General features: G+C 70.8%; 22 protein-coding genes and 1 riboswitch. Of the genes, 8 read left to right on the forward strand and 14 right to left on the reverse strand.

Going from position 1 to position 24,077, the window contains the following annotated elements; all coding sequences use genetic code 11:
• From Saso_RS35190 to Saso_RS35200, 3 genes are all read right to left on the reverse strand, one after another.
• A complete protein-coding gene (locus tag Saso_RS35190) occupies positions 1-867 on the reverse strand; it encodes a carbohydrate ABC transporter permease (protein ID WP_189919889.1) in 867 nt (288 codons plus the stop codon).
• Positions 864-1,862: a carbohydrate ABC transporter permease gene (locus Saso_RS35195; protein WP_189919891.1), complete on the reverse strand. Its 999-nt coding sequence runs from the start codon at positions 1,860-1,862 to the stop codon at positions 864-866. Before Saso_RS35195 ends, Saso_RS35190 begins: the two co-directional genes overlap by 4 nt.
• A 119-nt stretch (positions 1,863-1,981) precedes the next feature.
• Positions 1,982-3,262 (reverse strand): extracellular solute-binding protein, encoded by a 1,281-nt coding sequence (locus Saso_RS35200; RefSeq protein WP_189919893.1) that lies wholly within the window; start codon positions 3,260-3,262, stop codon positions 1,982-1,984.
• Positions 3,263-3,635: 373 nt separating this feature from the next.
• Between Saso_RS35200 and Saso_RS35205 the strand changes: the two genes are divergently transcribed.
• From Saso_RS35205 to Saso_RS35225, 5 genes are all read left to right on the forward strand, one after another.
• Entirely contained in the window at positions 3,636-4,400 is a 765-nt protein-coding gene (locus tag Saso_RS35205) for a GntR family transcriptional regulator (protein ID WP_189919895.1), read from the forward strand.
• Positions 4,401-4,499: 99 nt separating this feature from the next.
• Positions 4,500-4,790, forward strand: coding sequence for a DUF3311 domain-containing protein (locus tag Saso_RS35210; RefSeq protein ID WP_189919897.1), 291 nt, complete (start codon positions 4,500-4,502; stop codon positions 4,788-4,790).
• The gene (gene mctP / locus Saso_RS35215) at positions 4,787-6,415 is read left to right on the forward strand and encodes a monocarboxylate uptake permease MctP (protein WP_189919899.1); all 1,629 of its coding nucleotides are present in this window, start codon (positions 4,787-4,789) and stop codon (positions 6,413-6,415) included. Before Saso_RS35210 ends, mctP begins: the two co-directional genes overlap by 4 nt.
• Before the next feature lie 210 nt (positions 6,416-6,625).
• Positions 6,626-6,761: riboswitch (cobalamin riboswitch) on the forward strand.
• Positions 6,762-6,884: 123 nt separating this feature from the next.
• Positions 6,885-9,272: a ribonucleoside-diphosphate reductase subunit alpha gene (locus tag Saso_RS35220; RefSeq protein ID WP_189919902.1), complete on the forward strand. Its 2,388-nt coding sequence runs from the start codon at positions 6,885-6,887 to the stop codon at positions 9,270-9,272.
• The gene (locus Saso_RS35225; protein ID WP_189919904.1) at positions 9,272-10,297 is read left to right on the forward strand and encodes a ribonucleotide-diphosphate reductase subunit beta; all 1,026 of its coding nucleotides are present in this window, start codon (positions 9,272-9,274) and stop codon (positions 10,295-10,297) included. Before Saso_RS35220 ends, Saso_RS35225 begins: the two co-directional genes overlap by 1 nt.
• On the opposite strand, the gene Saso_RS35230 is transcribed toward Saso_RS35225, so the two are convergent.
• Positions 10,210-10,452, reverse strand: a complete 243-nt coding sequence (locus Saso_RS35230; protein ID WP_189919907.1) for a hypothetical protein — start codon at positions 10,450-10,452, stop codon at positions 10,210-10,212. The two genes, Saso_RS35225 and Saso_RS35230, sit on opposite strands and share 88 nt — an antisense overlap.
• Before the next feature lie 93 nt (positions 10,453-10,545).
• Between Saso_RS35230 and Saso_RS35235 the strand changes: the two genes are divergently transcribed.
• A complete protein-coding gene (locus Saso_RS35235) occupies positions 10,546-11,511 on the forward strand; it encodes a GlxA family transcriptional regulator (RefSeq protein WP_189919909.1) in 966 nt (321 codons plus the stop codon).
• Positions 11,512-11,520: 9 nt separating this feature from the next.
• On the opposite strand, the gene Saso_RS35240 is transcribed toward Saso_RS35235, so the two are convergent.
• The 10 genes from Saso_RS35240 to Saso_RS35285 form a co-directional block, all read right to left on the reverse strand.
• On the reverse strand, positions 11,521-12,891 hold the full coding sequence (locus tag Saso_RS35240) for a bifunctional albaflavenone monooxygenase/terpene synthase (RefSeq protein ID WP_189919911.1): 1,371 nt from the start codon (positions 12,889-12,891) through the stop codon (positions 11,521-11,523).
• Positions 12,888-13,985 carry an epi-isozizaene synthase gene (gene cyc1, locus Saso_RS35245; RefSeq protein WP_189920521.1) on the reverse strand — a complete coding sequence of 366 codons (1,098 nt, stop codon included), beginning with the start codon at positions 13,983-13,985 and terminating at the stop codon, positions 12,888-12,890. The genes Saso_RS35240 and cyc1 overlap by 4 nt, the downstream gene beginning before the upstream one ends.
• A gap of 283 nt (positions 13,986-14,268) precedes the next feature.
• Entirely contained in the window at positions 14,269-14,919 is a 651-nt protein-coding gene (gene def, locus Saso_RS35250) for a peptide deformylase (RefSeq protein WP_189919914.1), read from the reverse strand.
• A 123-nt stretch (positions 14,920-15,042) separates the two neighbouring features.
• Complete coding sequence (locus tag Saso_RS35255; RefSeq protein ID WP_189919916.1) at positions 15,043-16,023, reverse strand: hypothetical protein; 981 nt, start codon at positions 16,021-16,023, stop codon at positions 15,043-15,045.
• Between the two features lie 125 nt (positions 16,024-16,148).
• Positions 16,149-17,450 (reverse strand): HD-GYP domain-containing protein, encoded by a 1,302-nt coding sequence (locus Saso_RS35260; RefSeq protein ID WP_189919918.1) that lies wholly within the window; start codon positions 17,448-17,450, stop codon positions 16,149-16,151.
• Positions 17,447-18,754: an HD-GYP domain-containing protein gene (locus Saso_RS35265; RefSeq protein ID WP_189919920.1), complete on the reverse strand. Its 1,308-nt coding sequence runs from the start codon at positions 18,752-18,754 to the stop codon at positions 17,447-17,449. The genes Saso_RS35260 and Saso_RS35265 overlap by 4 nt, the downstream gene beginning before the upstream one ends.
• A 117-nt stretch (positions 18,755-18,871) precedes the next feature.
• On the reverse strand, positions 18,872-19,174 hold the full coding sequence (gene rsrA, locus Saso_RS35270) for a mycothiol system anti-sigma-R factor (RefSeq protein WP_189919922.1): 303 nt from the start codon (positions 19,172-19,174) through the stop codon (positions 18,872-18,874).
• A complete protein-coding gene (sigR, locus tag Saso_RS35275; protein ID WP_189919924.1) occupies positions 19,171-19,866 on the reverse strand; it encodes an RNA polymerase sigma factor SigR in 696 nt (231 codons plus the stop codon). The genes rsrA and sigR overlap by 4 nt, the downstream gene beginning before the upstream one ends.
• Positions 19,867-20,179: 313 nt before the next feature.
• Complete coding sequence (locus Saso_RS35280; RefSeq protein ID WP_189919926.1) at positions 20,180-20,827, reverse strand: alpha/beta hydrolase family protein; 648 nt, start codon at positions 20,825-20,827, stop codon at positions 20,180-20,182.
• 1 nt (position 20,828) lies between these two features.
• Positions 20,829-21,644 (reverse strand): SOS response-associated peptidase, encoded by an 816-nt coding sequence (locus tag Saso_RS35285; protein ID WP_189919928.1) that lies wholly within the window; start codon positions 21,642-21,644, stop codon positions 20,829-20,831.
• 57 nt (positions 21,645-21,701) lie between these two features.
• Here Saso_RS35285 and Saso_RS35290 point away from each other — a divergent pair, with 57 nt between their 5' ends.
• Both Saso_RS35290 and aroA read left to right on the forward strand, forming a co-directional pair.
• On the forward strand, positions 21,702-22,424 hold the full coding sequence (locus Saso_RS35290) for a M50 family metallopeptidase (RefSeq protein WP_189919930.1): 723 nt from the start codon (positions 21,702-21,704) through the stop codon (positions 22,422-22,424).
• Between the two features lie 311 nt (positions 22,425-22,735).
• A complete protein-coding gene (gene aroA / locus Saso_RS35295) occupies positions 22,736-24,076 on the forward strand; it encodes a 3-phosphoshikimate 1-carboxyvinyltransferase (RefSeq protein WP_189919932.1) in 1,341 nt (446 codons plus the stop codon).
• The last annotated feature ends 1 nt before the right edge of the window (position 24,077 follow it).

The following is a 24,077-nucleotide window of genomic DNA, read 5'->3' on the forward strand; positions in this document are numbered from 1 at the left end:
TTATCCCTTCACGGCGCCCGCGGTCAGCCCCGCGGCCATCTTGCGCTGGACGAGGAGGAAGAGGGCGACGATCGGTAGGGCCATCATCGTGGCGCCGGCCATCATCGGGGCGTACTCGGTGCCGTGCTTGGTGGAGAAGTTGCTGAGCCAGACGGTCGCCGTCTGGTTCTTCTGGCTGAGCAGCATCAGGGCGTACAGGTACTCGTTCCAGGCCTGGATGAAGCCGTAGACCGAGGTGGCGACCATGCCGGGGGCCAGCAGCGGGAAGACCACCCGCACGAAGGCCCCGGTGCGGGAGCAGCCGTCGACCATCGCGGCCTCCTCCAGCTCCTTCGGGATGTTGACGATGAAGCCGCGCAGGGTCCACACCGTGAAGGGGAGGATGAAGGTCAGGTAGGTGATGATCAGGCCGGAGAGCTTGTCGTACTGGTCCAGGTCGTTCAGCAGCAGGAAGACCGGGATGATCATGGCGACGAGCGGGATCATCTGGACGGCCAGGATGCCGACGATGACGATCTTGCGGCCGCGGAAGGCGAAGCGGGAGATGGCCAGGGCGGCCAGCAGGCCGACGACGACACCGATCGCCACGACCGCGAGCGAGACGAACAGGCTGCGGCCCACCGGGCCCCAGAAGTCGGCGATGTGCAGCGCGCGGCTGAAGTTGTCGAGGGTGAGCCCCGTCGGCAGCAGGCTCGGGTCCGGGTCGATCGCGTCCTTGGCCGGCTTGAACGCCGTGTCGACCATCCAGTAGGCGGGGAAGCCCATGACGGCGAAGACGAACAGGCCGAGGAGGTTCCAGCCCAGCTTGGACCGGCGGCGCCCGGTGCGGCTTCCCGCCCGGCCCGCCCCGGAGGCAACGGCGCTCATTCGACCTCTCCGATCTTCAGCATCTGGCGCATGTAGACGGCGACCACCCCGAGCAGCAGCAGCACGGTGATCAGGGCGATCGCCGAGCCCTGGCCGTAGTCGTTGACGACGAAGGCGCGGTCGTAGGAGTACGTCGTCAGGAGCTGGAACTCGGCTTCCGGATGTCCGTTGCGCATGACGAAGACCTGGGGGAAGACGCCCATGTCCCAGATGACCGACAGGGTCGTGAGCATCACGATGACCGGCTTGAGGATGGGCAGCGTCACGTACCGGAACACGCCCCAGGCGCCCGCGCCGTCGAGGCGGGCGGCCTCCTCCAGTTCGGCGGGGACCTGGGTGAGGCCGGCGCTGAGGGTGATCACCACGAAGGGCACGGCTCCCCAGACGACGAGGAGCATGATGACGGCCAGTCCCTGCGGTCCGCTGGCGAACCAGTTGTGGCCGATCAGCTCGACGCCCGGCAGTCTGCTGAGGACCGCGTTGAGGATGCCGTAGTCGGCGTCGAACAGCCACTTGAAGACGGTGGTGGCGACGATGACGGGCATGCCCCAGCTCGCCACGAGCGCGATGTTGACGAGGGTCTTCACCCAGCCGGAGACCCGCTGGAGGAGCAGCGCGATCAGCATGCCGATGACCATCGTGAAGATGACGCAGCCGGCCGCGAAGACGATCGTGCGGACCACGACCTGCCAGAACTCGCCGTCCGCCAGCACGCCCGAGAAGTTGCCGAACCCGACGGACTCGGCCGGCTGGAAGCCCCACAGCTGGGACTGGCCGAACTTCTGGAAGGACAGGGTGACCAGCCGGACCAGCGGATAGCCCATGACGAGGGCGAGGACCAGCAGGCAGGGGGCGAGGAGCAGCCAGGGCGTCGCGCTCGCGCCAAAACGGCGGCCGCCGCGTGCTCTCTTCGCGCCGGGGCCGCCCGCGGGCGGTGGTGGTGGTGACTGCCGCGTCGGCGGCACTTCGGCAGTGGTCGTGTCTGCGGCACTCATCCGCGCGCTCCTCAGCGGTCCCTCGGGTCGTACGAAGGCGAAGCCCCGTACGGGTCGTACGGGAGGCAGGGCCCCGCCCCGACGAAGCCTTACGGGGTCCGCGGGGCCCTGCCTTCAGGTCACTTGTTGTTGATGACCTTGTCGATCGCGGCGTCCGCTTCCTTCGCGGCGGCCTCGACCGTCTTCTTGCCGGTGCCGATGCTCTGGAGCATCGTCTGGAGCACCTGGGCCTTCTCGACCTGGCCCCAGCCCGGAGCCATCGGGACGAACCAGTTGGACTCGGCGGCGGTGGCCGGCACCGCGGTGGCCGGGTCGTTCTTGAGGGTGGCGAGGTCGGTCTTGTTGTTGGGCAGGTTGCCCTTGGCCATCAGGCCCTTCTGCCCGGCGGGGCCGGTGAAGGCGTTGATCCACTCGGCGGCGAGGGCCTGCGCGTGCGACTTGACCGGCACGGCGAGGTCGGAGCCGCCGAGGAAGACCGGGAGGTTCTTGCCGGACGGACCGGGCATCACGAAGTTCTCGAGGTTGTCCTTGAGCTTGCCCGTCTTGTCGTTCTTCGGGTCGGCGGAGGTCGCGCCCTCCCAGGCCGCACCGAAGATCATCCCGGACTTGCCCTGGCCGTAGACGATGTAACGGTCGGACTCGTCCTTGGTCTTGTCGCCGTGCATGTACTTGTCGACGACCGACTTGAACTCGTTGAGCCCCTTGACGGACTCGGGCGAGGAGAGGTTGGCCTTCCACTGGCCGCCCTCCTCCTTGGCGATCGAGCCGCCGGCGTCGTAGACGAAGGACATGGCCGCGTACCAGTCACGGGTGGGCTGGTACCAGGCGGAGAACTTGTCGCCCTGCTTCTGCTGGACCTTGTCCAGGGCGGCGGTCAGCTCCGCGTAGGTCTTCGGCGCGGTCTTCACGCCGGCCGCGGCGAAGACGTCCTTGCGCCAGTTGCCGACCCGGCCGCCCGCGTAGTACGGCACGCCGTAGGTCTTGCCGTCGTAGGTGACCGAGGCCTTGAGGCCGTCGAGCCAGGCGGAGGAGTTGTCGAACTTGGCGGTGTCGAGGGGGGCGAAGGCGCCCTTGACCATGTAGCCGAGCATCTCGGTGTTGCCCATCTCGACCACGTCGGGCGCCTTGTCGGTGGCGAGGACCGCGTCGAGCTTGGCGTTCTTGTCGGGCCAGCCGTAGTACTCGTGGTTGATCTTGACGCCGGGGTGGGCCTTCTGCACCGCCGCGTCGGCCGCCTTCACCAGGTCCGGCCAGTTGTTCTGCGCGTCGACGGTGAGCCAGACGGTCAGCTCCTTGGCGTCGGTGCCCTTCGAGTCCCCACTCCCGCTGTCGTCCCCGCACGCCGCGATGGAGACCATCATGCCCGCGATACCGATCGCGGCTATCAGCTTGCGCTTCACGCCATCCTCCTCAGGGATGCCACACCCCCCGCCCACGGGCCGGGACCTCGATCTGGACCAATGGTGTAGACCAGTGCGCAGAGCTTGGCTCAGACCAATAAGCCTGTCAAGGGTGGCCGAACCCCCTCCGAACAGCCGTTATGGGACCTACATATGCAGGAACCTTTAAGTAAGAAGCCCTCGAAAACATCGGCTCCGGAGGGCGGCTCTCCGGTAGACCATTTGCCCTGGTGGACTAGACCAGCAAAGGTTGCGACGGTATACAGAGGGATCACGGAACGGTGGCGCAGCATCCCCCGCGTCCGTGCCACGATGTGAGCCGCGGCCGACGGCGTGTCGGCCATTTCGGCATCCGAAGCCGGGAAGGCAGGCCATGAGCACCGATGTCAGCAGTGCGGAGAACGAGGGTGGGGCGACCGTCCGTACCGCGCGTGTGCCCAAGTACTACCGCCTGAAGAAGCACCTGCTCGACATCACGGAGACGCAGTCGCCGGGCACCCCGGTCCCGCCCGAGCGCACGCTGGCCGCCGAGTTCGACACCTCGCGCACCACCGTCCGCCAGGCCCTCCAGGAACTGGTCGTCGAGGGCCGCCTCGAACGCATCCAGGGCAAGGGCACGTTCGTCGCCAAGCCCAAGGTGTCCCAGGCGCTGCAACTCACCTCGTACACCGAGGACATGCGCGCGCAGGGCCTGGAGCCGACCTCGCAGCTCCTGGACATCGGCTACATCACCGCCGACGACCGCCTCGCCGCCCTGCTCGACATAACGGCCGGCGGGCGCGTTCTGCGCATCGAACGGCTGCGCATGGCCAACGGCGAACCGATGGCCATCGAGACGACCCATCTGTCGGCGAAGCGGTTCCCGGCCCTGCGCAGGTCGCTGGCCAAGTACACCTCCCTCTACACCGCCCTCGCCGAGGTCTACGACGTCCGGCTCGCAGAGGCCGAGGAGACCATCGAGACCTCCCTGGCCACCCCGCGCGAGGCGGGCCAGCTCGGCACCGACGTGGGCCTGCCGATGCTGATGCTCTCGCGTCACTCGCTGGACCAGGAGGGCCGGCCGGTGGAGTGGGTGCGGTCGGTGTACCGGGGCGACCGCTACAAGTTCGTGGCACGGCTGAAGCGGCCCGCCGAGTAGAGGGTCTGTGGAGGGCCTTCCGCTGGGCTTATCCGTCACTTACATTGCCTGCGCATTACACCTGTGATCAAGGCGATCGAGTGAGGGGCGGAGCCGCCGATGTCAGAGAGCCCGGAAGTGACCAGGGGACCGGTGGTGACGCCTGTGCGCGTCGCCATCGCCCTGTGTCTGCTCGCGCCCTTCGTGGCGATGCTGTGGGTGGGTTCGTACGCGAAGGTGGACCCGACGTTCATCGGGATCCCCTTCTTCTACTGGTACCAGATGCTGTGGGTGCCGCTCTCCGCCGTGCTGACCGTGACCGCGTACAAGCTGTGGCGGCGTGACCAGCGCGCCCGCGCCACCGCCCCGGCCGCCTCCGGCTCCGCCCCGAAGGGCGGTGCGTCGCGGTGAAGGACGGCGTGAACGGCGTCGCGCTCGGCGTCTTCATCTTCTTCTTCCTGGCCGTCACGGTCATGGGCTTCCTGGCCGCGCGCTGGCGCAAGGCCGAGAACGAGCACAGCCTCGACGAATGGGGTCTCGGCGGACGCTCGTTCGGCACCTGGGTCACCTGGTTCCTGCTCGGCGGCGACCTGTACACCGCGTACACCTTCGTCGCCGTACCCGCGGCGATCTACGCGGCGGGCGCGGCCGGCTTCTTCGCGGTGCCCTACACGATCCTCGTGTACCCGCTGATCTTCACCTTCCTGCCCCGCCTGTGGTCGGTGTCCCACAAGCACGGTTACGTGACCACCTCGGACTTCGTGCGCGGCCGGTTCGGTTCCAAGGGCCTGTCGCTGGCGGTCGCCGTCACCGGCATCCTGGCGACGATGCCGTACATCGCGCTCCAACTGGTCGGCATCCAGGCGGTGCTGGACGTGATGGGCGTCGGCGGCGGCGAGAACACCAACTGGTTCGTGAAGGACCTGCCGCTGCTGATCGCGTTCGGCGTGCTGGCCGCCTACACCTACTCCTCCGGCCTGCGTGCCCCCGCGCTGATCGCGTTCGTGAAGGACACGCTGATCTACATCGTCATCGCGGTGGCGATCATCTACATCCCGATCAAGCTGGGCGGCTTCGACGACATCTTCGCCAAGGCGGGCGAGGCGTTCAGCCAGACCAACCCGGCGACGGGCAAACCGCGCGGCGCGCTGGCACCGGCGGAACCGGGCCAGTGGACGTACGCGACGCTGGCGCTGGGCTCCGCCCTGGCGCTGTTCATGTACCCCCACTCCATCACGGCGACCCTGTCCTCGCGCAGCCGTGAGGTGATCCGCCGCAACACCACGATCCTGCCGCTGTACTCGCTGATGCTGGGTCTGCTCGCGCTGCTGGGCTTCATGGCGATCGCGGCGGGGGTCAAGGTCACCAACGGCCAGCTGGCGATCCCTCAGCTGTTCGAGGACATGTTCCCGTCCTGGTTCGCGGGCGTGGCGTTCGCGGCGATCGGCATCGGCGCGCTCGTGCCGGCGGCCATCATGTCGATCGCGGCCGCGAACCTCTTCACCCGCAACATCTACAAGGACTTCATCAAACCGGACGCGACACCCAAGGAGGAGACCCGCGTCTCCAAGATCGTGTCGCTGCTCGTGAAGGTCGGCGCGCTGGTCTTCGTCCTCACCATGGACAAGACGGTCGCCATCAACTTCCAGCTGCTGGGCGGGATCTGGATCCTCCAGACGTTCCCGGCACTGGTCGGCGGCCTGTTCACCCGCTGGTTCCACCGCTGGGCCCTGCTCGCCGGCTGGGCGGTCGGCATGGTCTACGGCACCTTCGCCGCCTACGGCGTCGCCTCCCCGACCCAGAAGCACTTCGGCGGGTCGTCCAAGGAGATCCCGGGCATCGGCGAGATCGGCTACATCGGTCTCACCGCGTTCGTGATCAACGTCGTGGTCACGGTGGTGCTGACCTTCGTCCTGCGGGCGGCCAAGGCGCCCGACGGCGTCGACGAGACGAAGCCGGAGGACTACACGGCGGACGCGGGCGACCCGGGCGTCCAGGTGGAGCTGCCGCCGGCGACCGCGGGCACGTCCCACTAGCATCCGCCGGCGCGGGCCCCGCGGGTCCGCGTCCGGCACGGGCGGGCCGTCGGAGCGATCCGGCGGCCCGCCCCCGTGCGCGGGGAGCGCACCGCCCGGCACACCCTCCGTCGGGTTCCGGCGGGATCACTCTGCTCGCCCGTCAGTTGACGCTCCGGAACCAGCGCGACACAACATCTGGGGGTGGCGTGACGGGCGAGCACAAGATGTATGCTCATGCTCGCTGTCGCCGCAGGGGAATCCGGTGCGAATCCGGAACTGTCCCGCAACGGTGTACTCGCGTGCATCCATACCCGTATGCGCACGCCTGTTCAGTCCGAGGTCCTGCCGACAGCGCGCCCGGCCGTCCGGTCCGGGTGCCCTGACGTCCGGGTCTCGTGGAGTGGGCCGGTGGACGCGACGCCCCCGCGCGCTCGTGTGCTGCCCCCTGCCCCGCGCAAGGCCCACGCCGAGCGAGGGAGAGCCCCACGTGACCATCGCGCCAGCCGGCCCGGTTCCAGCCACCGAACCGGAGTCCGACGGTCCCGGCACCGCGTTGCTGCGGACCCTGACCGAGCTGACCGCCGACCTGCCCGACGCCGACCCCGGCCGGGTCGCCGCCGCAGCGCTGCGCGGCCGGTCCGGCCGGGCCGACGAGGCGGAGCTGCGCGAGCTGGCCACGGAGGCGGCCGCCGGCCTGATCTCGGAGGACCCCGCCTACTCGAAGCTTGCCGCCCGGCTGCTCACCGTCGGCATCGCCGCGGAGGCCGCCTCCCAGGGCGTCACGTCGTTCACCGGGTCGGTCGCCGTGGGCCACCGCGAGGGCCTCGTCGCCGACCGCACCGCCGAGTTCGTGCGCGTCCACGCCGCCCGCCTCGACGCGCTGATCGACGAGCGGGCCGACGACCGCTTCGGCTACTTCGGACTGCGCACCCTGCACAGCCGCTACCTCCTGCGGCACCCGATCACCCGCAAGGTCGTCGAGACGCCGCAGCACTTCCTGCTGCGCGTCGCCTGCGGTCTCGCCGACGAGGGTCCCTCCTCCGGGGAAGACACGCCCCGCGCGCTGGACGAGGTCGCCGCGCTGTACGGGCTGATGAGCCGTCTGGACTACCTCCCGTCCTCCCCCACCCTCTTCAACTCCGGCACCCGGCACCCCCAGATGTCGTCCTGCTACCTCCTCGACTCCCCGCTGGACGAGCTGGACTCCATCTACGACCGCTACCACCAGGTGGCCCGGCTGTCGAAGCACGCGGGCGGTATCGGCCTGTCGTACTCCCGCATCCGTTCCCGTGGTTCGCTGATCCGCGGCACCAACGGGCACTCCAACGGCATCGTCCCGTTCCTGAAGACGCTGGACGCCTCGGTCGCCGCGGTGAACCAGGGCGGCCGGCGCAAGGGCGCGGCCGCGGTGTACCTGGAGACCTGGCACTCCGACATCGAGGAGTTCCTGGAGCTGCGGGACAACACCGGTGAGGACGCCCGCCGTACGCACAACCTGAACCTCGCGCACTGGATCCCGGACGAGTTCATGCGCCGGGTCAACGCGGACGAGCCGTGGTCGCTGTTCTCCCCGGCCGACGTGCCCGAGCTGGTCGACCTGTGGGGCGAGGAGTTCGACGCGGCCTACCGGTCGGCCGAGGCGAAGGGACTGGCGAAGAAGACCATCCCCGCCCGTGACCTCTACGGCCGCATGATGCGCACCCTCGCGCAGACCGGCAACGGCTGGATGACGTTCAAGGACGCGGCCAACCGCACCGCCAACCAGACGGCCGAGCCGGGCCATGTCGTGCACTCCTCCAACCTGTGCACCGAGATCCTCGAGGTCACCGACGACGGCGAGACGGCCGTCTGCAACCTGGGATCGGTGAACCTGGGCGCGTTCGTCGACACGGCGGCCGGCACCCTCGACTGGGAGCGGCTGGACGACACCGTCCGCACGGCCGTCACCTTCCTCGACCGGGTCGTCGACATCAACTTCTACCCGACCGAGCAGGCGGGCCGGTCCAACGCGCGCTGGCGCCCGGTCGGCCTCGGCGCGATGGGTCTCCAGGACGTCTTCTTCAAGCTGCGGCTGCCGTTCGACTCCCCCGAGGCGAAGGCCCTGTCCACGCGCATCGCCGAGCGGATCATGCTCGCCGCCTACGAGGCCTCCGCCGGCCTGGCCGAACGCAACGGCCCGCTGCCGGCCTGGGAGAAGACCCGTACGGCCAGGGGTGTGCTGCACCCGGACCACTACGGCGTCGAGTTCACCTGGCCCGAGCGCTGGGCGGCCCTGCGCGAGCGGATCGCCCGGACCGGCATGCGCAACTCCCTGCTGCTCGCCATCGCGCCGACCGCCACCATCGCGTCCATCGCGGGCGTGTACGAGTGCATCGAGCCGCAGGTGTCCAACCTGTTCAAGCGCGAGACGCTGTCCGGTGAGTTCCTCCAGGTCAACTCCTACCTGGTGCAGGACCTCAAGGAGCTCGGCGTCTGGGACGCCCGCACCCGTGAGGCACTGCGCGACTCCAGCGGCTCGGTGCAGGACTTCGCCTGGATCCCGGCCGACGTGCGCGCCCTGTACCGCACGGCGTGGGAGATCCCGCAGCGCGGTCTGATCGACATGGCCGCCGCCCGCACCCCGTACCTGGACCAGGCCCAGTCGCTGAACCTGTTCCTGGAGACGCCGACCATCGGCAAGCTCTCCTCGATGTACGCCTACGCCTGGAAGTCGGGTCTGAAGACCACGTACTACCTGCGCTCCCGCCCGGCGACCCGGATCGCCCGCGCGGCCCAGGCCCAGGCCCCGGCCGCAGTCCCCCTCCAGCAGGTGACCGAGCCCGACGCCGTCGCCTGCTCCCTTGAGAACCCCGAGTCCTGCGAGGCCTGCCAGTAATGACCAGCGCACCCGAGAAGACCGAGAAGAACCTGCTCGACCCGGGCTTCGAGCTGACCCTGCGCCCCATGCGCTACCCGGACTTCTACGAGCGGTACCGGGACGCCATCAAGAACACCTGGACCGTCGAGGAGGTCGACCTCCACTCGGACGTCTCCGACCTGGCGAAACTGTCCGAGGGCGAGCAGCACATGATCGGCCGGCTGGTCGCGTTCTTCGCGACGGGCGACTCGATCGTGGCGAACAACCTCGTGCTGACGCTGTACAAGCACATCAACTCCCCCGAGGCGCGCCTGTACCTGTCGAGGCAGCTCTTCGAGGAGGCCGTCCACGTCCAGTTCTATCTGACGCTGCTGGACACCTACCTCCCCGATCCGGCGGACCGCGCCGCGGCCTTCGCCGCCGTCGAGAACATCCCCTCGATCCGGGAGAAGGCCGAGTTCTGCTTCAAGTGGATCGACGAGGTCGAGAAGCTGGACCGGCTGGAGAGCAAGGCCGACCGCCGGCGCTTCCTGCTCAACCTGATCTGCTTCGCGGCGTGCATCGAGGGTCTGTTCTTCTACGGCGCCTTCGCGTACGTCTACTGGTTCCGCAGCCGGGGGCTGCTGCACGGTCTCGCCACGGGCACCAACTGGGTGTTCCGTGACGAGACGATGCACATGAGCTTCGCGTTCGAGGTGGTCGACACGGTGCGCAAGGAGGAGCCGGACCTCTTCGACGACCGGCTCCAGGAGGAGGTGACGGCCATGCTGCGGGAGGCCGTGGACGCCGAGCTCCAGTTCGGGCGCGACCTGTGCGGCGAGGGGCTGCCGGGCATGAACACCGACTCGATGCGGCAGTACCTCGAGTGCGTCGCCGACCAGCGGCTGACGCGGCTCGGGTTCGCCCCGGTGTACGGCTCGGAGAACCCCTTCTCCTTCATGGAGCTCCAGGGTGTTCAGGAGCTGACCAACTTCTTCGAGCGCCGTCCCTCGGCGTACCAGGTGGCGGTGGAGGGCACCGTCGACCTGGACGAGGACTTCTGATCCTCCTGCTCCCCGCGGGCCTCCTGGGCCTCCCTGATCTGCCGGTCGGCGCGCCGGTCGCGTGCGACGCCGAACGCGGACGGGAGGACCAGGAGGACGAGGATCCCGAAGGTCAGGAGCATTCCGATGAGGCCTTCGATCTGGTTCGTGTTCATGGACACCAGTCTCCGGCCGGACACTCCTGACCGGGAGTGGCAGGACTGCCGCACATCTTCAAATTCCTGCCATCGGCGGGGCACACTGGCCGCATGCTGAAAAACGTGGCCGCGATCCTCCTGGACGGTGTGCACCCCTTCGAACTGGGCGTCGTCTGCGAGGTCTTCGGGATCGACCGCAGTGACGAGGGGCTGCCCGTGTACGACTTCGCCGTCGCCTCGGCGGAGGGGCCGACGCTGGCCACCCGCGCCGGGTTCACCCTGAGCACCCCGCACGGCCTGGAGCGGCTGGAGAACGCCGACCTGATCGCCGTGCCGGCCGGGGACACCTACGGCAGGCGGGACTTCCCGCCGGAGCTGCTCGACGCCCTGCGCCGGGCCGTCGACCGGGGCACCCGGGTGCTGAGCGTCTGCTCCGGGGTGTTCGTGCTGGCCGCGGCGGGACTGCTGGACGGGCGGCGCTGCGCGGTGCACTGGCGGCACGCCGAGCAGCTGGCCCGGCAGTACCCGCGCACGACCGTGGAACCGGACGTGCTCTACGTGGACGAGGACCCGGTGATCACCTCCGCCGGCACCGCCGCCGGGATCGACGCCTGTCTGCACCTGGTCCGCAAGGAGCAGGGCCCCGAGGTGGCCAACCGGATCGCCCGGCGGATGGTGGTGCCGCCGCACCGGGACGGCGGCCAGGCCCAGTACATCGAGCGGCCGCTGCCCCGGTCGCGGTGCGACACCGTGGGCGAGGTGCTCGCCTGGATGGAGCAGCACCTCGACCAGGAGATCACGGTCGAACGGCTCGCGGAGCGCGCCCACATGTCCCCGCGCACCTTCGCCCGGCGTTTCCAGCAGGAGACCGGGACCACCCCCTACCGCTGGCTGCTGCGGCAGCGGGTGCTGCTGGCCCAGCACCTGCTGGAGGCGACGGACGAGACGGTGGACGCGATCGCCTGGCGCGCCGGTTTCGGCACGGCCGGCGCCCTGCGCCACCAGTTCGTGCAGGCGCTGGGGACGACCCCCAACGCCTACCGGCGCACGTTCCGCGGCCCGCAGGCCGCGGCCTGACCCCCGTCCCTACCCGGGTATTGCCCGCAGCCGCAGCCGGCGGGGCCGCAGGGTGATGCCGATGTGCGTCCGGTTGTCGGAACCGGGCGCCGGCTCGAAACGGAAGGCGGAGGCGAGGACCGCGGTGATCAGCGTCAGCTCGGCCATCGAGAAATGGTCGCTCGGACACTTGCGGTTACCGACACCGAACGGCGCCATGGCGTACTTGGGCACCCGCGCGGAGCCGCCGGGCAGCCAGCGGTCCGGGGCGAACTCGGTGTGCCGCTCGTACGACCGCGGATCGCGCTGCACGGCGTACGGGCTGTAGACGATGTCGGCACCGGCCGGAATGCGGTAGCCGCCGAGCTCGGTCTCGGTCACCGCGCGCCGGGTCAATATCCATACGGCGGGATACAACCGCATGGTCTCGACCACGACATTGGCGGTGTGCTGGAGCTTTCGGACGTCGTCGAATGCGACGGGCCGGTCGCCGACGACGTTTTTCACCTCTTCGCGGATCTTGTCCACCTGATCCGGGTGCTCGGTGAGGACGTTGAGCAGCGACATGACCACAGAGCCGGCGGTTTCGCTGCCCGGGGTGAGTATCGCGATGACCTGGTCGTGGATCTCCTGTTCCCCGATCGGGTCGCCATTCTCGTCCACGGCCTCCAGCAAAGCCGTCAGCAAATCGTCCGGCTTTTGACCGGATGCCCGGCGGTCGGCGACGATCTCGTCCACCAGCCGATGCAGATCGGCCAAGGCCCGGTTGAATTCGCGGTTGGCCGGAATCGGTACCCGATAAAGCGGACCGAGGGGCACCACCATGCGCTGGTACATACCGGCGAACAGCGTGGCGAGCGCGGAGGTGATGCGCTCCGACCGGGCGTCCATATAGCTGCCGCGCATCAGGCAGCGCGCCGAGATGCGCACGGACACCCGGAAGGCCTCGGCCGTGACGTCGACGACCTCCGCGCCGCGGAAGCGGTCGACGAGGGCGTGGGCCTCCTCCTCCATGATCGGCCCGTAGCCCGGGATGGCGTCGAGCCGGAACGCGGGCTGGATCGTGCGCCGCTGGCGGCGGTGGAGCGGGCCGTTGGCGGTGGCCACGCCCTCCTTGCCGAGCAGGCTCTCCAGGGACTCCCACAGGGGCCCCGAGATGATGTAGTCCGGGCTCAGCGCGAGAGCCCCGGTGAGCTCAGGCGAGGTGACGGCGTACACCGTCTTGGGGCCCAGCCGGAGGCGGACGACGTCGCCGTGCTCGCGCAGCCGGGCCAGGAAGGCCAGCGGGTCGCGGACCAGCTTCCAGCCGTGCCCGAGGAGCGGAAGCCCGCCACCGGCCAGCGGTGGCTCGCTCGGTCCGGGCGTCTTGGGGGTCGTGGGTTTCATCGACTCGACGGTCATTTCTCACCTGCCGCTTCGTTGTTGACGTACGGGGGCGTGGACCGGTCGTCCCAGCTGTCGACCATGTACCGGCCGGACTCGTGGTGGAACCAGTAGACGGAACTGAACCAGTTCCGCATATTGCCGACGCAGGCGCGAACCGCGGCACTTGTTTCGTTTCCGCGTACGGTGCCGTCGGCGAGCCGGTCGGCGAGCAGCAGGACGTCCTTCTCGGCGGCGAGGAACCCGGAAATGCATTCCCCGACACGGCGCCTGAGTTCTTCGACCGCCTCTTCGAGAGTCAGCCCCTCATGGGTGATGAGACTGATTCCGAGATTGTGCACCTCATCGCCCGCTATTTCCTTCGGCAACGAGCAGAGATCGTTGTACCAGGCGGCGAATTCCTGGCACAGCAGGGCCGCGCGCCGATAGGCGGGGTGTTTCCTCGCCCGGTCCGGGAGTTCGGTCCCCGCACTGAGTTCCAGAAGGTCGGTCCAGATCCAGTGCGCGAAGGTGAGCCGGCGCAGGGCCAGGTATTCCTCGACGCCCGGGACACGCCCTTCGGTCCGGTTGTGGAATTCCCGGTCGTAGGCGTCGATGACCGCGTGGAAGTGCCGGGCGAACCGGGCGTTCCAGGTGCCGGGAAGGAAGGAGTACAGCCGGCCCACGCTGTCCGCGAGCCCGGCGACCAGCGGATCGGAATGGTGCAGGTGCTCGGCGGGGAAGTCCAGGGCCGCGTGCAAGCGGAACCTCAGCCGCCGCCAGGAGGAGGACCGGCCGTGCACGACGTCGCGGTCGTGCCGGTCGTCCCAGACGAAGAACCACGCACTGTAGTCGGCGATCGCCTGCATCACCTCGTCGGGTGCGCCGAGGTAGAAGCCCGCCATCAGGTCGGTGTAGCAAAGTCCGTCGGCATATTCTGCGACCTTGTCCGCCGGCATCAACCGCTTTTCCAGCAGCCAGGAGCGCGTCCTCTCCTGCAACTGGGGCCAATACGGATGCAGTCGCCGGGAAAACGCCGCCTCGATGACCGGAAGAGAGAGCGAGGGAGGGACCGCGGGCGCGGCCACCGTCGCAGTGGTGCTGTATGTGGTGCTGTATGGGAAAGCTGGCACGAACAACCCCTCTCAGCCGCCAGTGGGCACACGCCCCTCGACCCGTGCCGGGCGTGCGCCGTTGCGTATCCCCGCACTTCCCATTCAGCACTACAACTGACCGTTCTGGGAACGGATTTGCTCCATTCACCACCCCAACATGCCGAGAATCCGCCCCTGGGTGACTGGTTACGGATCAGCAGATGTGCAGTAGTTGTGCGTAAACGATCGAACGTCTGTCGGACACACGAACGACGCCCAGACGGGAGGATCCCGGCCGGGCGTCGTCATGGTGCGGAGGGGCTCAGTCGTTGGCGACCACGGGATACCGGGGCTCGTTCTCGGCCATCTGCCGCAGGGCGTCCTTGCGTTCGCGCTTGGACAGACGGTCGATGTAGAGGTACCCGTACAGATGGTCCGTCTCGTGCTGCAAACACCGAGCGAAGTACCCGGTGCCGCGTACCTTGATCGGGTTGCCCCGCTCGTCCTGTCCGGTCACCTCGGCGTAGTCGGGGCGGGCCAGCGGCGCGTACGCGGTCGGCACCGACAGACAGCCCTCGTTGCTGTCGTCCAGCCGGCGCCGCTCCGCGGGCAGCTCGACGAGCCGGGGGTTGCAGACGACACCCGTGTGCCGGACACCGTCGTCGTCGGGGCAGTCGTAGACGAAGACCTTCAGGTCGACGCCGATCTGGTTGGCGGCCAGGCCCACGCCCTCCGCGGTGTGCTGCGAGGCGAACATGTCCGCCACGAGCTGCCGCAGCTCGTCGTCGAACTCGGTGACGTCCCTGCACTCCTTGTGCAGCACCGGGTTGCCGACGACGGTGATCGGCCGCGAGGTGCCGGCCTCACGCCAGGTCAGCTCGCGCGCCTCCGCCTCCCCGGTGTCGATGACGAAGCCCTCGTCGTCCACGGGGAGCACGCCCGCGTGCTGCTGATCGGTGTCCTGCTGCGCCATGACCGACGATGCCTTCCTCAAACAGACAGGGGGTGAATGCTCGATACAGGGTACGGGCAGCGCGCACCTGCGGGGCGCGGGGAACAGCGCGACCAGCCACGACGAACACGCGGCCGAACGCGGTCAGCAGACCTCTTCCAGATCCCGCCAGTCCCGGGAGTCGGGACTGTCGGCGACCCACCCGTCCAGCAGCCCCCGGACGAGCGAGGCCGGGGCGGCCACGCCGCACTCCCGCTCGGGCACCCACAGCTGCCCGTCGGTACGGTGCCCGAGCGGCCCGGGGTGCCCCGGCTCACTGTGGTCGTGCGGGTCCAGGTGCTCGCCGTCGCCCTCGTCGGACGGCATCCGCGACTCCGAGCACATCCGGCACAGCAGCCGCACCGACGACGACCAGTCCTCCGCGGCGAAGCCCGCGTCGGCCGCCAGCTGCTCCAGCGCGTCCCGGTCGGACTCGGTGGCCGCCTCCAGGAGGACCACCCAGGTCGGCACGGGCGACGGCGCCCACAGCTCGATCTCGTCGAATACCGGGTAGGAGTGGCCGGTCGCCGTGGTGCGCTCGCCGTGCGGCACCCCGTCGTGCAGGACGACCTCACCCCAGCGCCGCCCCGACGAGGGCAGCGGGATCGACAGGACCTCCATGCGGGCGGGGTCCAGCCGCCGCCCCCAGACCACCTCTGCCTCGCCCTCGGGCGACAGCCGCACCGCCGCGCTGCCCAGTTCCATGCCCACCGGCTCGCCCGCGCCCGTGGCCTCGCCCGGTACCCGCAGCCCGTACGCCTGCCAGGCGCGGCGGGCCAGCGGCCAGTCCTGGAGGGCGGTGGCGGCGATGCCGACGTTCCACCAGTCGGGGGCGCCGGCCTCGCGGTCCAGGAGGGCCACCGCACGCAGCCCCGCGGTGCGGGCCTGCTCCCAGTCGTGCCGGAACTTGTGCAGCAGGGCGAGGTTGAACCAGGACTCGGACAGCCAGGGTTCCAGGTCGGCGGCACGTGTCAGCAGCGCGCCCGCGTCCTCGTACCGCCCGTCGCCGATCAGCGTGAACGCGCGGTCGGTGGCCTGCCGCCAGGAGGCGGAGGGCCGGTGCCGTCCCTTGCCGAAGATCCTCACGATTCCCGCCTGCCAGTTCCGTTCTGTGGGCTGGCCAGTGCCCCCGGACACTCTCTTCCTCGCATCCAACCACGTGTGGCCGGAGGGCCGCTCATTACCCATGGGTTACCCAGCCCCGGCCAAGGTCAGACAGCCCACGAGTCGCCCGCCACCACCCTGCCCGAGGCGCCCCCGGGACCGGAGGCCGGGGGGTGGACCCCGGCCTGCGCCCCCGTCCTGCGAAGCACCGCGGCCAGGGCCTCGACCACCTCGGGCGCGTACTCCCGGCCGGTGCCGAGGCGCAGCTCCTCCAGGGCGGCGAGCGGCCCGCCGGGACCCCTGCCCCGGGCCTTCTCCTCGTATGCGTTCACCACCCGGACGATGCGGGCGGCCGGCGGCTGCTCCGGGTAGGGATCGGCCTGCCGCTCGACGACCGCGGCGACCCGGGCGTCCGCCCCGGTCTGCCGGACGACGGCCCCGCCCAGCAGGGCGATCCTGCGCTGCTGCGCCACCGGCAGCCCCGCGGTGGCGCCGTCCGGGACCGGGTCGACGAGGCTGAGCTGGCCGATGTCGTGCATGAGGGCCGCGTACTCCAGGACGGTCAGCTCGGGCTCCGGCAGCCCCAGGTCCCGGCCCACCGCGTGGCTGAGGGCGGCGACCCGCCGGGCGTGCCCGGCCGGGGTGTACCCGGCGATCTCGGTGGCGCGGGCCAGCGAGGCGATGGTCTGCCGGTAGGTCGCCCGCACCGCCGCGTGCCGGCGCAGGGACAGCTGGGTGAGCAGCAGCGGCACCGAGAACACCGGCAGCGCCCAGAGCCCGACGACGGCCACCGCGAGCGCCATCACCGCCCCCGTCGCGCACACCGCCGAGCCGATCCCCGGCAGGCCCCGCAGCTCGTCGCGCAGGGTCGGGGCGAACGGCCAGCCGGTGCGGGAGCGGGCCAGCACGGCGACGACCACCGTGTCGCACAGGACGGTCAGGACCAGCAGGGCGAGCAGCAGCAGGGTGTGGGCGGGGCCGCTCCAGCCGTCGAACACCCCGCGGTTGTGGAGCGGCTGGAAGCAGACGGCGGCGAACCCGACGGCCAGCACCCGCCGGACCAGGTGGTCGAGGACGGGTCCCTCCCCGCGGGCCAGCTGCGGCACGCCGCCCAGCAGGGAGGCGGCGGCCACGACCGTCACGACCTGGGCGACCCCGTGATGCGTGGGATGCCCGGCGTGCGCACCGACGAGGGCGTAGGCCAGCGATCCCGCGGCGCCCAGCGGCGCGGCCTCGCGCAGCGGGGGTCCGCCCGGCGGACGGGCCAGCTCGCCGACGGCCACCAGGACCCCGAAGGCGAGGGCGACCGGGCGTTCCTCGACGCCCGTCGCGAACGTGACGAGGAGGGAGCCGGCGACGAGGAGGGCGGCGACGGCGTGGAGCGCGAGGGGGGAACGGCGGGCGGTCACCGGCGCGCTCCCGACCGGTCGTCGGGGGTGCGGGCGGGCGGGGGCGCCGCCGGCCGGGTCTCGTCGGCCGTCACCACCGGGTGCCAGCCGTCCCGCTCGACGACGTCGGCCAGTGCCGCGACCATCCGGGGGTCGAACTGGGCCCCGGCGCAGCGCCGCAGCTCCTCCAGGGCCGCGCCCACCGGCCGGGCCCTGCTGTAGGAGCGGGTGGACGTCATGGCGTCGAAGGCGTCCGCGACGGCGACCACGCGGGCCGGCTCCGGGATCTGGCCGCCCGAGAGACCGTAGGGGTAGCCCGTGCCGTCGAGGCGTTCGTGGTGGTGCAGGATCGCCGAGCGGGCCTCCCCGAGGAAGGCGATCCCGCGGGTGATCTCGTGGCCGTACTCGGGATGCAGTTCGATCACCCGTCGCTCCTGCGGGGTCAGCGGCCCGTCCTTGCGCAACAGCCGGGTGGGTACGCCGAGTTTGCCCACGTCGTGCAGGATCCCGGCGAAGCGGAGCATCTCGATCCGGCTCTCGTCCATGCCCAGTTCGCGCGCGATCAGCACCGAGGCCTGGCCGACCCGCTCGCTGTGCCCGCGGGTGTAGCCGTCCTTGATGTCGACGGCCTGCACCAGGGCCCGGATCGTCGCCTGGTGGGCGGCGCGCTCGCGGTGGTACTGCGCGAACACCCACCACGACACGGCCGTCGGGAACAGCACGAGGAGGGCGGCCAGAGGCCCGTACGGGCTGCTCCACAGCACGGCCGTCATCAGTCCGGCGAGCCCGTGCACGGCCAGCGGCGCCAGGGAACGCAGGAACAGTCCCCGGCACACCCGCCGCAGCGGCAGGCCCTCGGCGAGCGCCCGCATCCCGCCGTTCAGCAGGGCGAGCGCGGCGCAGAACACCAGCACGGCCGCGCCCGCCGGCACCAGCGCCCGCGGCAGTTCGCAGGCGGCCACGGCCTCCCGTCCGCCGAGCGCCCCGTGCACGTGGGAAGCCGCCCACACGGCGAGGGACGCCTGGGCGGCCCGCCAGAGCCTGCGCAGCGCGAAGGGGCGCCGTTCGACGTGCGAGAACAGCGCCCCTGGCAGCGGGACGAGGGCGGCCGCGGCCGGTTCGAGCAGGAACGCCCCGGCCAGCAGCACGGGGTGCAGGGTGCCGGCGAACCGGCGGCGGGCGATCCGCTCCCCGCCGGCGTACAGCCCGGCGAGCAGGGCGACGGCCCACCACGGGGTGCGCGGGCCCGGCGGGAGCGTGCAGAGCAGTGAGCCGAGGGCGGCACAGGCGGCGTATCCGCGTGCCCGCGCCGGAATTCCCTCCATCGACGCCTCCCCCAGCCGTGCCTGTCCGGCTCAGGAGCCTAGGACGGCCGGGGGTGGGTCTGCGGGCGTATCACCCGCGGATTAGCACATTCGGGTGATGGCGGGGCCGGAAGGGACTCAGCTCTCCTGGGTCGTCGCCGTCACGTCGTGCTCGGGGACGGTCTGTCCGGAGCGGATCAGGTCGATCCGGCCCATCACCTTCGCCCGCAGGTCGGTCGGCACGTCGTCACTGCCGCAGCACCGCTTGACCAGCTTCTTCACGGCCTCCTCCAGCCCGTACTTCTCCAGGCAGGGGGAGCACTCCTCGAAGTGGTGCTGGAACTTGTCCCGGTCGAGAGGAGGCATTTCGCTGTCGAGGTACTCGTACAGGTGGTCGAGGACCTCACCGCAGTCCGTCTCGTGCGGATCTCCGCAGCTCATGAGCCCGAGCCTTTCGCTTCGTCCGACTCTCCGGCACCGGCCGGGACCAGCCCGCGCTCACGGGCGTAGTCCTCGAGCATGCCGCGCAGTTGACGGCGGCCCCGGTGCAGCCGGGACATCACCGTACCGATGGGTGTCCCCATGATGTCCGCGATCTCCTTGTACGCAAAGCCCTCTACGTCCGCGAGATACACGGCGATGCGGAACTCCTCGGGGATGGCCTGGAGCGCCGCCTTCACGTCGGAGTCGGGCAGGTGGTCCAGTGCCTGCGACTCGGCGGAGCGCAGACCTGTGGACATGTGCGACTCGGCGCGTGCCAGCTGCCAGTCCTCGATCTCCTCGGCCGCGCTGCGCTGGGGTTCGCGCTGCTTCTTGCGGTACGAGTTGATGAAGGTGTTCGTGAGGATCCGGTACAGCCAGGCCTTGAGGTTGGTGCCCTCACGGAACTGGTGGAAGGACGCGTACGCCTTCGCGTAGGTCTCCTGCACCAGGTCCTCGGCGTCCGCCGGATTGCGCGTCATGCGCAGGGCGGCCGAGTACATCTGGTCGAGGAACTCCAGCGCGTCCCGCTCGAAGCGCGCGCTGCGCTCCGCGGTGGACTCCGTGCCCGTCTCCCCGCTCACGCCCTGGCCCTCGGGCAGCTCCGCCTGGCCGTTGTCGGTCCCTGCGTCGGTACCGGTGACCGGACCCACCTCCTCAAGATCGCGGGTGGAACCGAAACCGATCCCACTCGAATCGGAGGATAGACGACTACCCGCGCCCGCCGCCGCTCCAATAGAAGCGGTCCTGGCCGCGTGCAGCACCGTCCAGTCCAGATCGACGCGGGTGCTGCGGCTCGATTCGGACTGCGCCGGACCCGACCCGCCCACGGGGTGGTGATACGTGGCGGGCGGGCAGATGGTCGAACCCATGCGGCGGACTTCCTCTCCCACTGACTTCGGTGCCTGTTGTCCAGCACCTATGTCCGCCTCAACAGCGTCCGGTCGCGCGGCATTCCCCGGCCGTTCACCCGAGTGACGCGACCCACCGGACGACTCCCGCGGTGACGGTCTCCAGGGTCTGCTCCCCGGTCACGCCGGCCCGCTTGGGCACGGCGAACCCGTGGTCGCCGTACGGCACTTCCACGAGTTCGTACCCGCCCGCCGGAAACTCGCCGGGTCTGCCGAACGGGTCGTTGCCGCCCTGCACGACGAGGGTCGCCACCCCCGCCCCGAGCAGCTCGGCGGCCCGGGACCGCTCCGGCCTGCCCGGCGGGTGCAACGGGAAGCTCAGCGCCAGCACGGCGTGCGCGCAGAGCTCGCGGGCCGTGCGGCAGGCCACCCGGGCGCCCGCCGAGCGCCCGCCCGAGATCACCGGCAGCCCGGGGGCGGCCACGGCCGGCCAGATGCCACGCCAGCCGGTGTCCAGGGTCTTCGGCGCGGGCGCGACCTTCTTGCCTGCCACCCGCCACGGCTGCTCGACCAGGGCGACGCTCACCCCGTGGGCGGGCAGCACCGCGGCCAGCGCCCGGAGATCGCGAGCCTCGATCCCGCCGCCCGCGCCGTGGCTCAGGGCGAGGACGAGCCGCGGCCTCGCCGCGTGGTGCCAGGTGATGCGGGCGGTTCCCGCCTCGGTCCGCGCTGTCTCGGTGCTCACGACCGTTTCGCTGCTCACGTCAGAAGAGTGTGCCCTCCTCGGGCCCCTCCAGCTCCTTCAGCAGCTCCGGACCGTTGTTGCGGACGTTGCTGACGGCCGTGGACACCGGGTAGGCGCGCATCAGTCCGGGCGGCGGCGGTGCGAGGAGGCAGCGGAGGTCGTCGGCGTCCGTGCGCGCCGGGTCGAGCCAGGCGTCCCAGCGGTCCGGGGTGAGCATCAGCGGCATACGGGGGTGGATGTCGGCGAGGGCGTGCGGGCCCTCGGCGGGAGCCACGGCGAGCGGGGAGGTCTCGGCCTCGGTGGTGATCACCGAGCAGGTCGCCCACCAGGCCTGCGGATGGTCGTCGGGCAGGGTCCGGTCCCGCCAGAACTCGTAGAGCCCGGCCATCGCGAAGACCGAGCCGTCGGCCGGGAGCACGAAGTAGGGCTGCTTGCGGGGCCGCTTCTTCTTCCCCTCCACCTCGAGGTCGCGCTCCTGGACGCCGGTGACCCACTCGTAGTAGCCGTCGGCGGGCAGCACGCACCGCCGGGTGGTGAAGGCACGCCGGTACGAGGGCTTCTCGTGGACGGTCTCGGCCCGCGCGTTGATCATCCGCGCACCGCCCTCGGGGGTCTTCGACCAGGAGGGGACCAGTCCCCACTTCAGCTTCCGCAGCTGCCGAACCGGGCGCTTGTCGTCGGCGTCCTTCAAGGGGCGGTCGAGGACGGCGTAGACCTCCTTGGTCGGCGCCACGTTGTAATCGGGCTCCAGGGTCTCCTCGGGCTCCCACCGCTCGATCTCAAAGACTCCTGCGAGATCCTCGGGCCTGCGACTCGCTGCATACCGTCCGCACATACGTGCCACACTGCCAGACTTCCTGAGCCGAAAGACCGAAAGGGACCACCACACGACATGGAGAGCACCGCCGCCCTCGCGCTGCCCGATCTGTGGGACCGGCTCGTCGGCACCCAGTCCGAGCCCGACCTGTGGGTGGTGATCGCCACGGCGGTCGCGGCCCTCGCGGTCGTCGTGCCGCACACCCTGTGGCGCATATCCCGCAACGCGATCACCATCGCCCACGAGGGCGGTCACGGTCTGGTCGCCCTGCTGACCGGCCGGCAGCTGACCGGGATCCGGCTGCACTCGGACACCAGCGGTCTGACCCTGAGCCGCGGCAAGCCGCACGGGCTCGGCATGATCCTCACCGCGGCCGCCGGCTACACCGCTCCCCCGCTGCTCGGCCTGGGCGGCGCCGCCCTCCTCGGGGCCGGCCGCATCACCCTGCTGCTCTGGGTGGCGACGGCGCTGCTGCTCGTGATGCTGGTGATGATCCGCAACGCCTACGGCGCGCTCACCGTGGTCCTGACCGGCGGCACCTTCCTGCTGGTGTCCTGGCTGGCCGGACCGCAGGTGCAGGCGGCCTTCGCCTACGCCGTGGTGTGGTTCCTGCTGCTGGGCGGCGTACGGCCCGCCTTCGAACTCCAGGCGAAGCGCTCACGCGGCGGCGCGGGCGACTCCGACGCGGACCAGCTGTCCCGGCTGACCCACGTACCGGCGGGCCTGTGGCTGTTCCTCTTCCACGCCGTGAGCCTGTGCGCGCTGCTGGGCGGCGGCAGGTGGCTGCTGGCCCTGTGACACGAGGCCGACCGCGGCCGCCACAGGGGCCGCCCGGCGGCGCGGGGCGAGGCCGGGACGGGGGCGCAAAGCAGGACGTCGGCGGGGCCGGGACAGGGCGCAGGGCGCGACGGGGGCGCCGGGCGGAACGTAGGCCGCCCTTGCACGCCCCCTGGCCGGGCCCGGCTGTGACGCACCGGACGCCGACCTGGCGCCGGGCCGGACGGCGGGCCGGCGCCAGCCAGACGCCGGGCCCGACCGCGGCCGGGCGCCGAGCCGGACCGCGGGACGGACGACAGCCGGGCGCCGGGCCGACCACTAAAGTGGGGCCCATGGCCCCGAACCCCGCACACACCGCCCTCTGGCCCGCCCCGCACGCGAGCGAGGCCGTCGCCGCGACGGTCCACGTACCGGGGTCGAAGTCCGTCACCAACCGCGCCCTCGTCCTCGCCGCCCTCGCGTCCGAGCCCGGCTGGCTGCGCCGCCCCCTGCGCTCCCGCGACACCCTGCTGATGGCGGGCGCCCTGCGCGCGATGGGCGTCGGCATCGAGGAGACGGTGTCGTCGAGCTCCGCCGGCGCCGGGGGCCCCGACGCCGGCGGCGAGGCCTGGCGGGTGCTGCCCGCGGGTCTGCGCGGACCGGCCACGGTCGACGTCGGCAACGCCGGCACGGTGATGCGCTTCCTGCCGCCGGTGGCCGCCCTCGCCGACGGTCCCGTCCGGTTCGACGGTGACCCGCGCGCCTACGAGCGTCCCCTGAACGGCGTCATCGACGCGCTGCGCGTCCTCGGCGCCCGTATCGACGACGACGACCGCGGAGCGCTGCCGCTGACCGTGCACGGCTCGGGCGCGCTGGACGGCGGCACGGTGGAGATCGACGCCTCGTCCTCGTCGCAGTTCGTCTCGGCGCTGCTGCTGTCCGCCCCCCGCTTCAACCAGGGGGTCGAGGTCCGCCACACGGGCTCCTCCCTGCCCTCCCTGCCGCACATCCGGATGACCGTCGACATGCTGCGCGCGGTGGGCGCGCAGGTGGACACCCCGGAGGCGGGCGGCGAGCCGAACGTCTGGCGCGTCACCCCGGGCGCCCTGCTGGGCCGGGACCTGACCATCGAGCCGGACCTGTCCAACGCCCAGCCGTTCCTGGCGGCGGCGCTGGTGACCGGCGGGCGCGTCATGATCCCGGACTGGCCGGCCCACACCACCCAGCCGGGTGACAGGCTGCGCGAGATCTTCACCGAGATGGGCGGTTCCTGCGAGCTGACCGACCACGGCCTGGTCCTCACCGGCTCGGGCTCGATCCACGGCATCGACGTCGACCTGGGCGACGTGGGCGAGCTGACCCCGGGCATCGCGGCCGTCGCCGCCCTCGCGGACTCGCCGTCCACCCTGCGGGGCGTGTCCCATCTGCGTCTGCACGAGACCGACCGGCTGGCCGCGCTGACCAAGGAGATCAACGAACTCGGCGGCGACGTGACGGAGACCGCGGACGGTCTGCACATCCGCCCGCGGCGGCTGCACGGCGGGATCTTCCACACCTACGACGACCACCGCATGGCGACGGCCGGCGCGGTCATCGGCCTCGCGGTGGAGGGCGTGCAGATCGAGAACGTGGCGACGACGGCGAAGACGCTGCCGGACTTCCCGGACCTGTGGACCGGGATGCTCGGGGTATAGG

The organism is Streptomyces asoensis (assembly GCF_016860545.1).
GTDB lineage: Bacteria > Actinomycetota > Actinomycetes > Streptomycetales > Streptomycetaceae > Streptomyces > Streptomyces asoensis.

Excerpts from the sequence above, each read along its gene's own strand:
- Saso_RS35190 (WP_189919889.1), bottom strand. The coding sequence starts at position 867 with ATGAGCGCCGTTGCCTCCGGGGCGGGCCGGGCGGGAAGCCGCACCGGG.
- Saso_RS35195 (WP_189919891.1), bottom strand. The coding sequence starts at position 1,862 with ATGAGTGCCGCAGACACGACCACTGCCGAAGTGCCGCCGACGCGGCAG.
- Saso_RS35205 (WP_189919895.1), top strand. The coding sequence starts at position 3,636 with ATGAGCACCGATGTCAGCAGTGCGGAGAACGAGGGTGGGGCGACCGTC.
- Saso_RS35210 (WP_189919897.1), top strand. The coding sequence starts at position 4,500 with ATGTCAGAGAGCCCGGAAGTGACCAGGGGACCGGTGGTGACGCCTGTG.
- Saso_RS35225 (WP_189919904.1), top strand. The coding sequence starts at position 9,272 with ATGACCAGCGCACCCGAGAAGACCGAGAAGAACCTGCTCGACCCGGGC.
- Saso_RS35230 (WP_189919907.1), bottom strand. The coding sequence starts at position 10,452 with ATGAACACGAACCAGATCGAAGGCCTCATCGGAATGCTCCTGACCTTC.
- Saso_RS35235 (WP_189919909.1), top strand. The coding sequence starts at position 10,546 with ATGCTGAAAAACGTGGCCGCGATCCTCCTGGACGGTGTGCACCCCTTC.
- Saso_RS35240 (WP_189919911.1), bottom strand. The coding sequence starts at position 12,891 with ATGACCGTCGAGTCGATGAAACCCACGACCCCCAAGACGCCCGGACCG.
- def (WP_189919914.1), bottom strand. The coding sequence starts at position 14,919 with ATGGCGCAGCAGGACACCGATCAGCAGCACGCGGGCGTGCTCCCCGTG.
- Saso_RS35265 (WP_189919920.1), bottom strand. The coding sequence starts at position 18,754 with ATGGAGGGAATTCCGGCGCGGGCACGCGGATACGCCGCCTGTGCCGCC.
- rsrA (WP_189919922.1), bottom strand. The coding sequence starts at position 19,174 with ATGAGCTGCGGAGATCCGCACGAGACGGACTGCGGTGAGGTCCTCGAC.
- Saso_RS35285 (WP_189919928.1), bottom strand. The coding sequence starts at position 21,644 with ATGTGCGGACGGTATGCAGCGAGTCGCAGGCCCGAGGATCTCGCAGGA.
- Saso_RS35290 (WP_189919930.1), top strand. The coding sequence starts at position 21,702 with ATGGAGAGCACCGCCGCCCTCGCGCTGCCCGATCTGTGGGACCGGCTC.
- aroA (WP_189919932.1), top strand. The coding sequence starts at position 22,736 with ATGGCCCCGAACCCCGCACACACCGCCCTCTGGCCCGCCCCGCACGCG.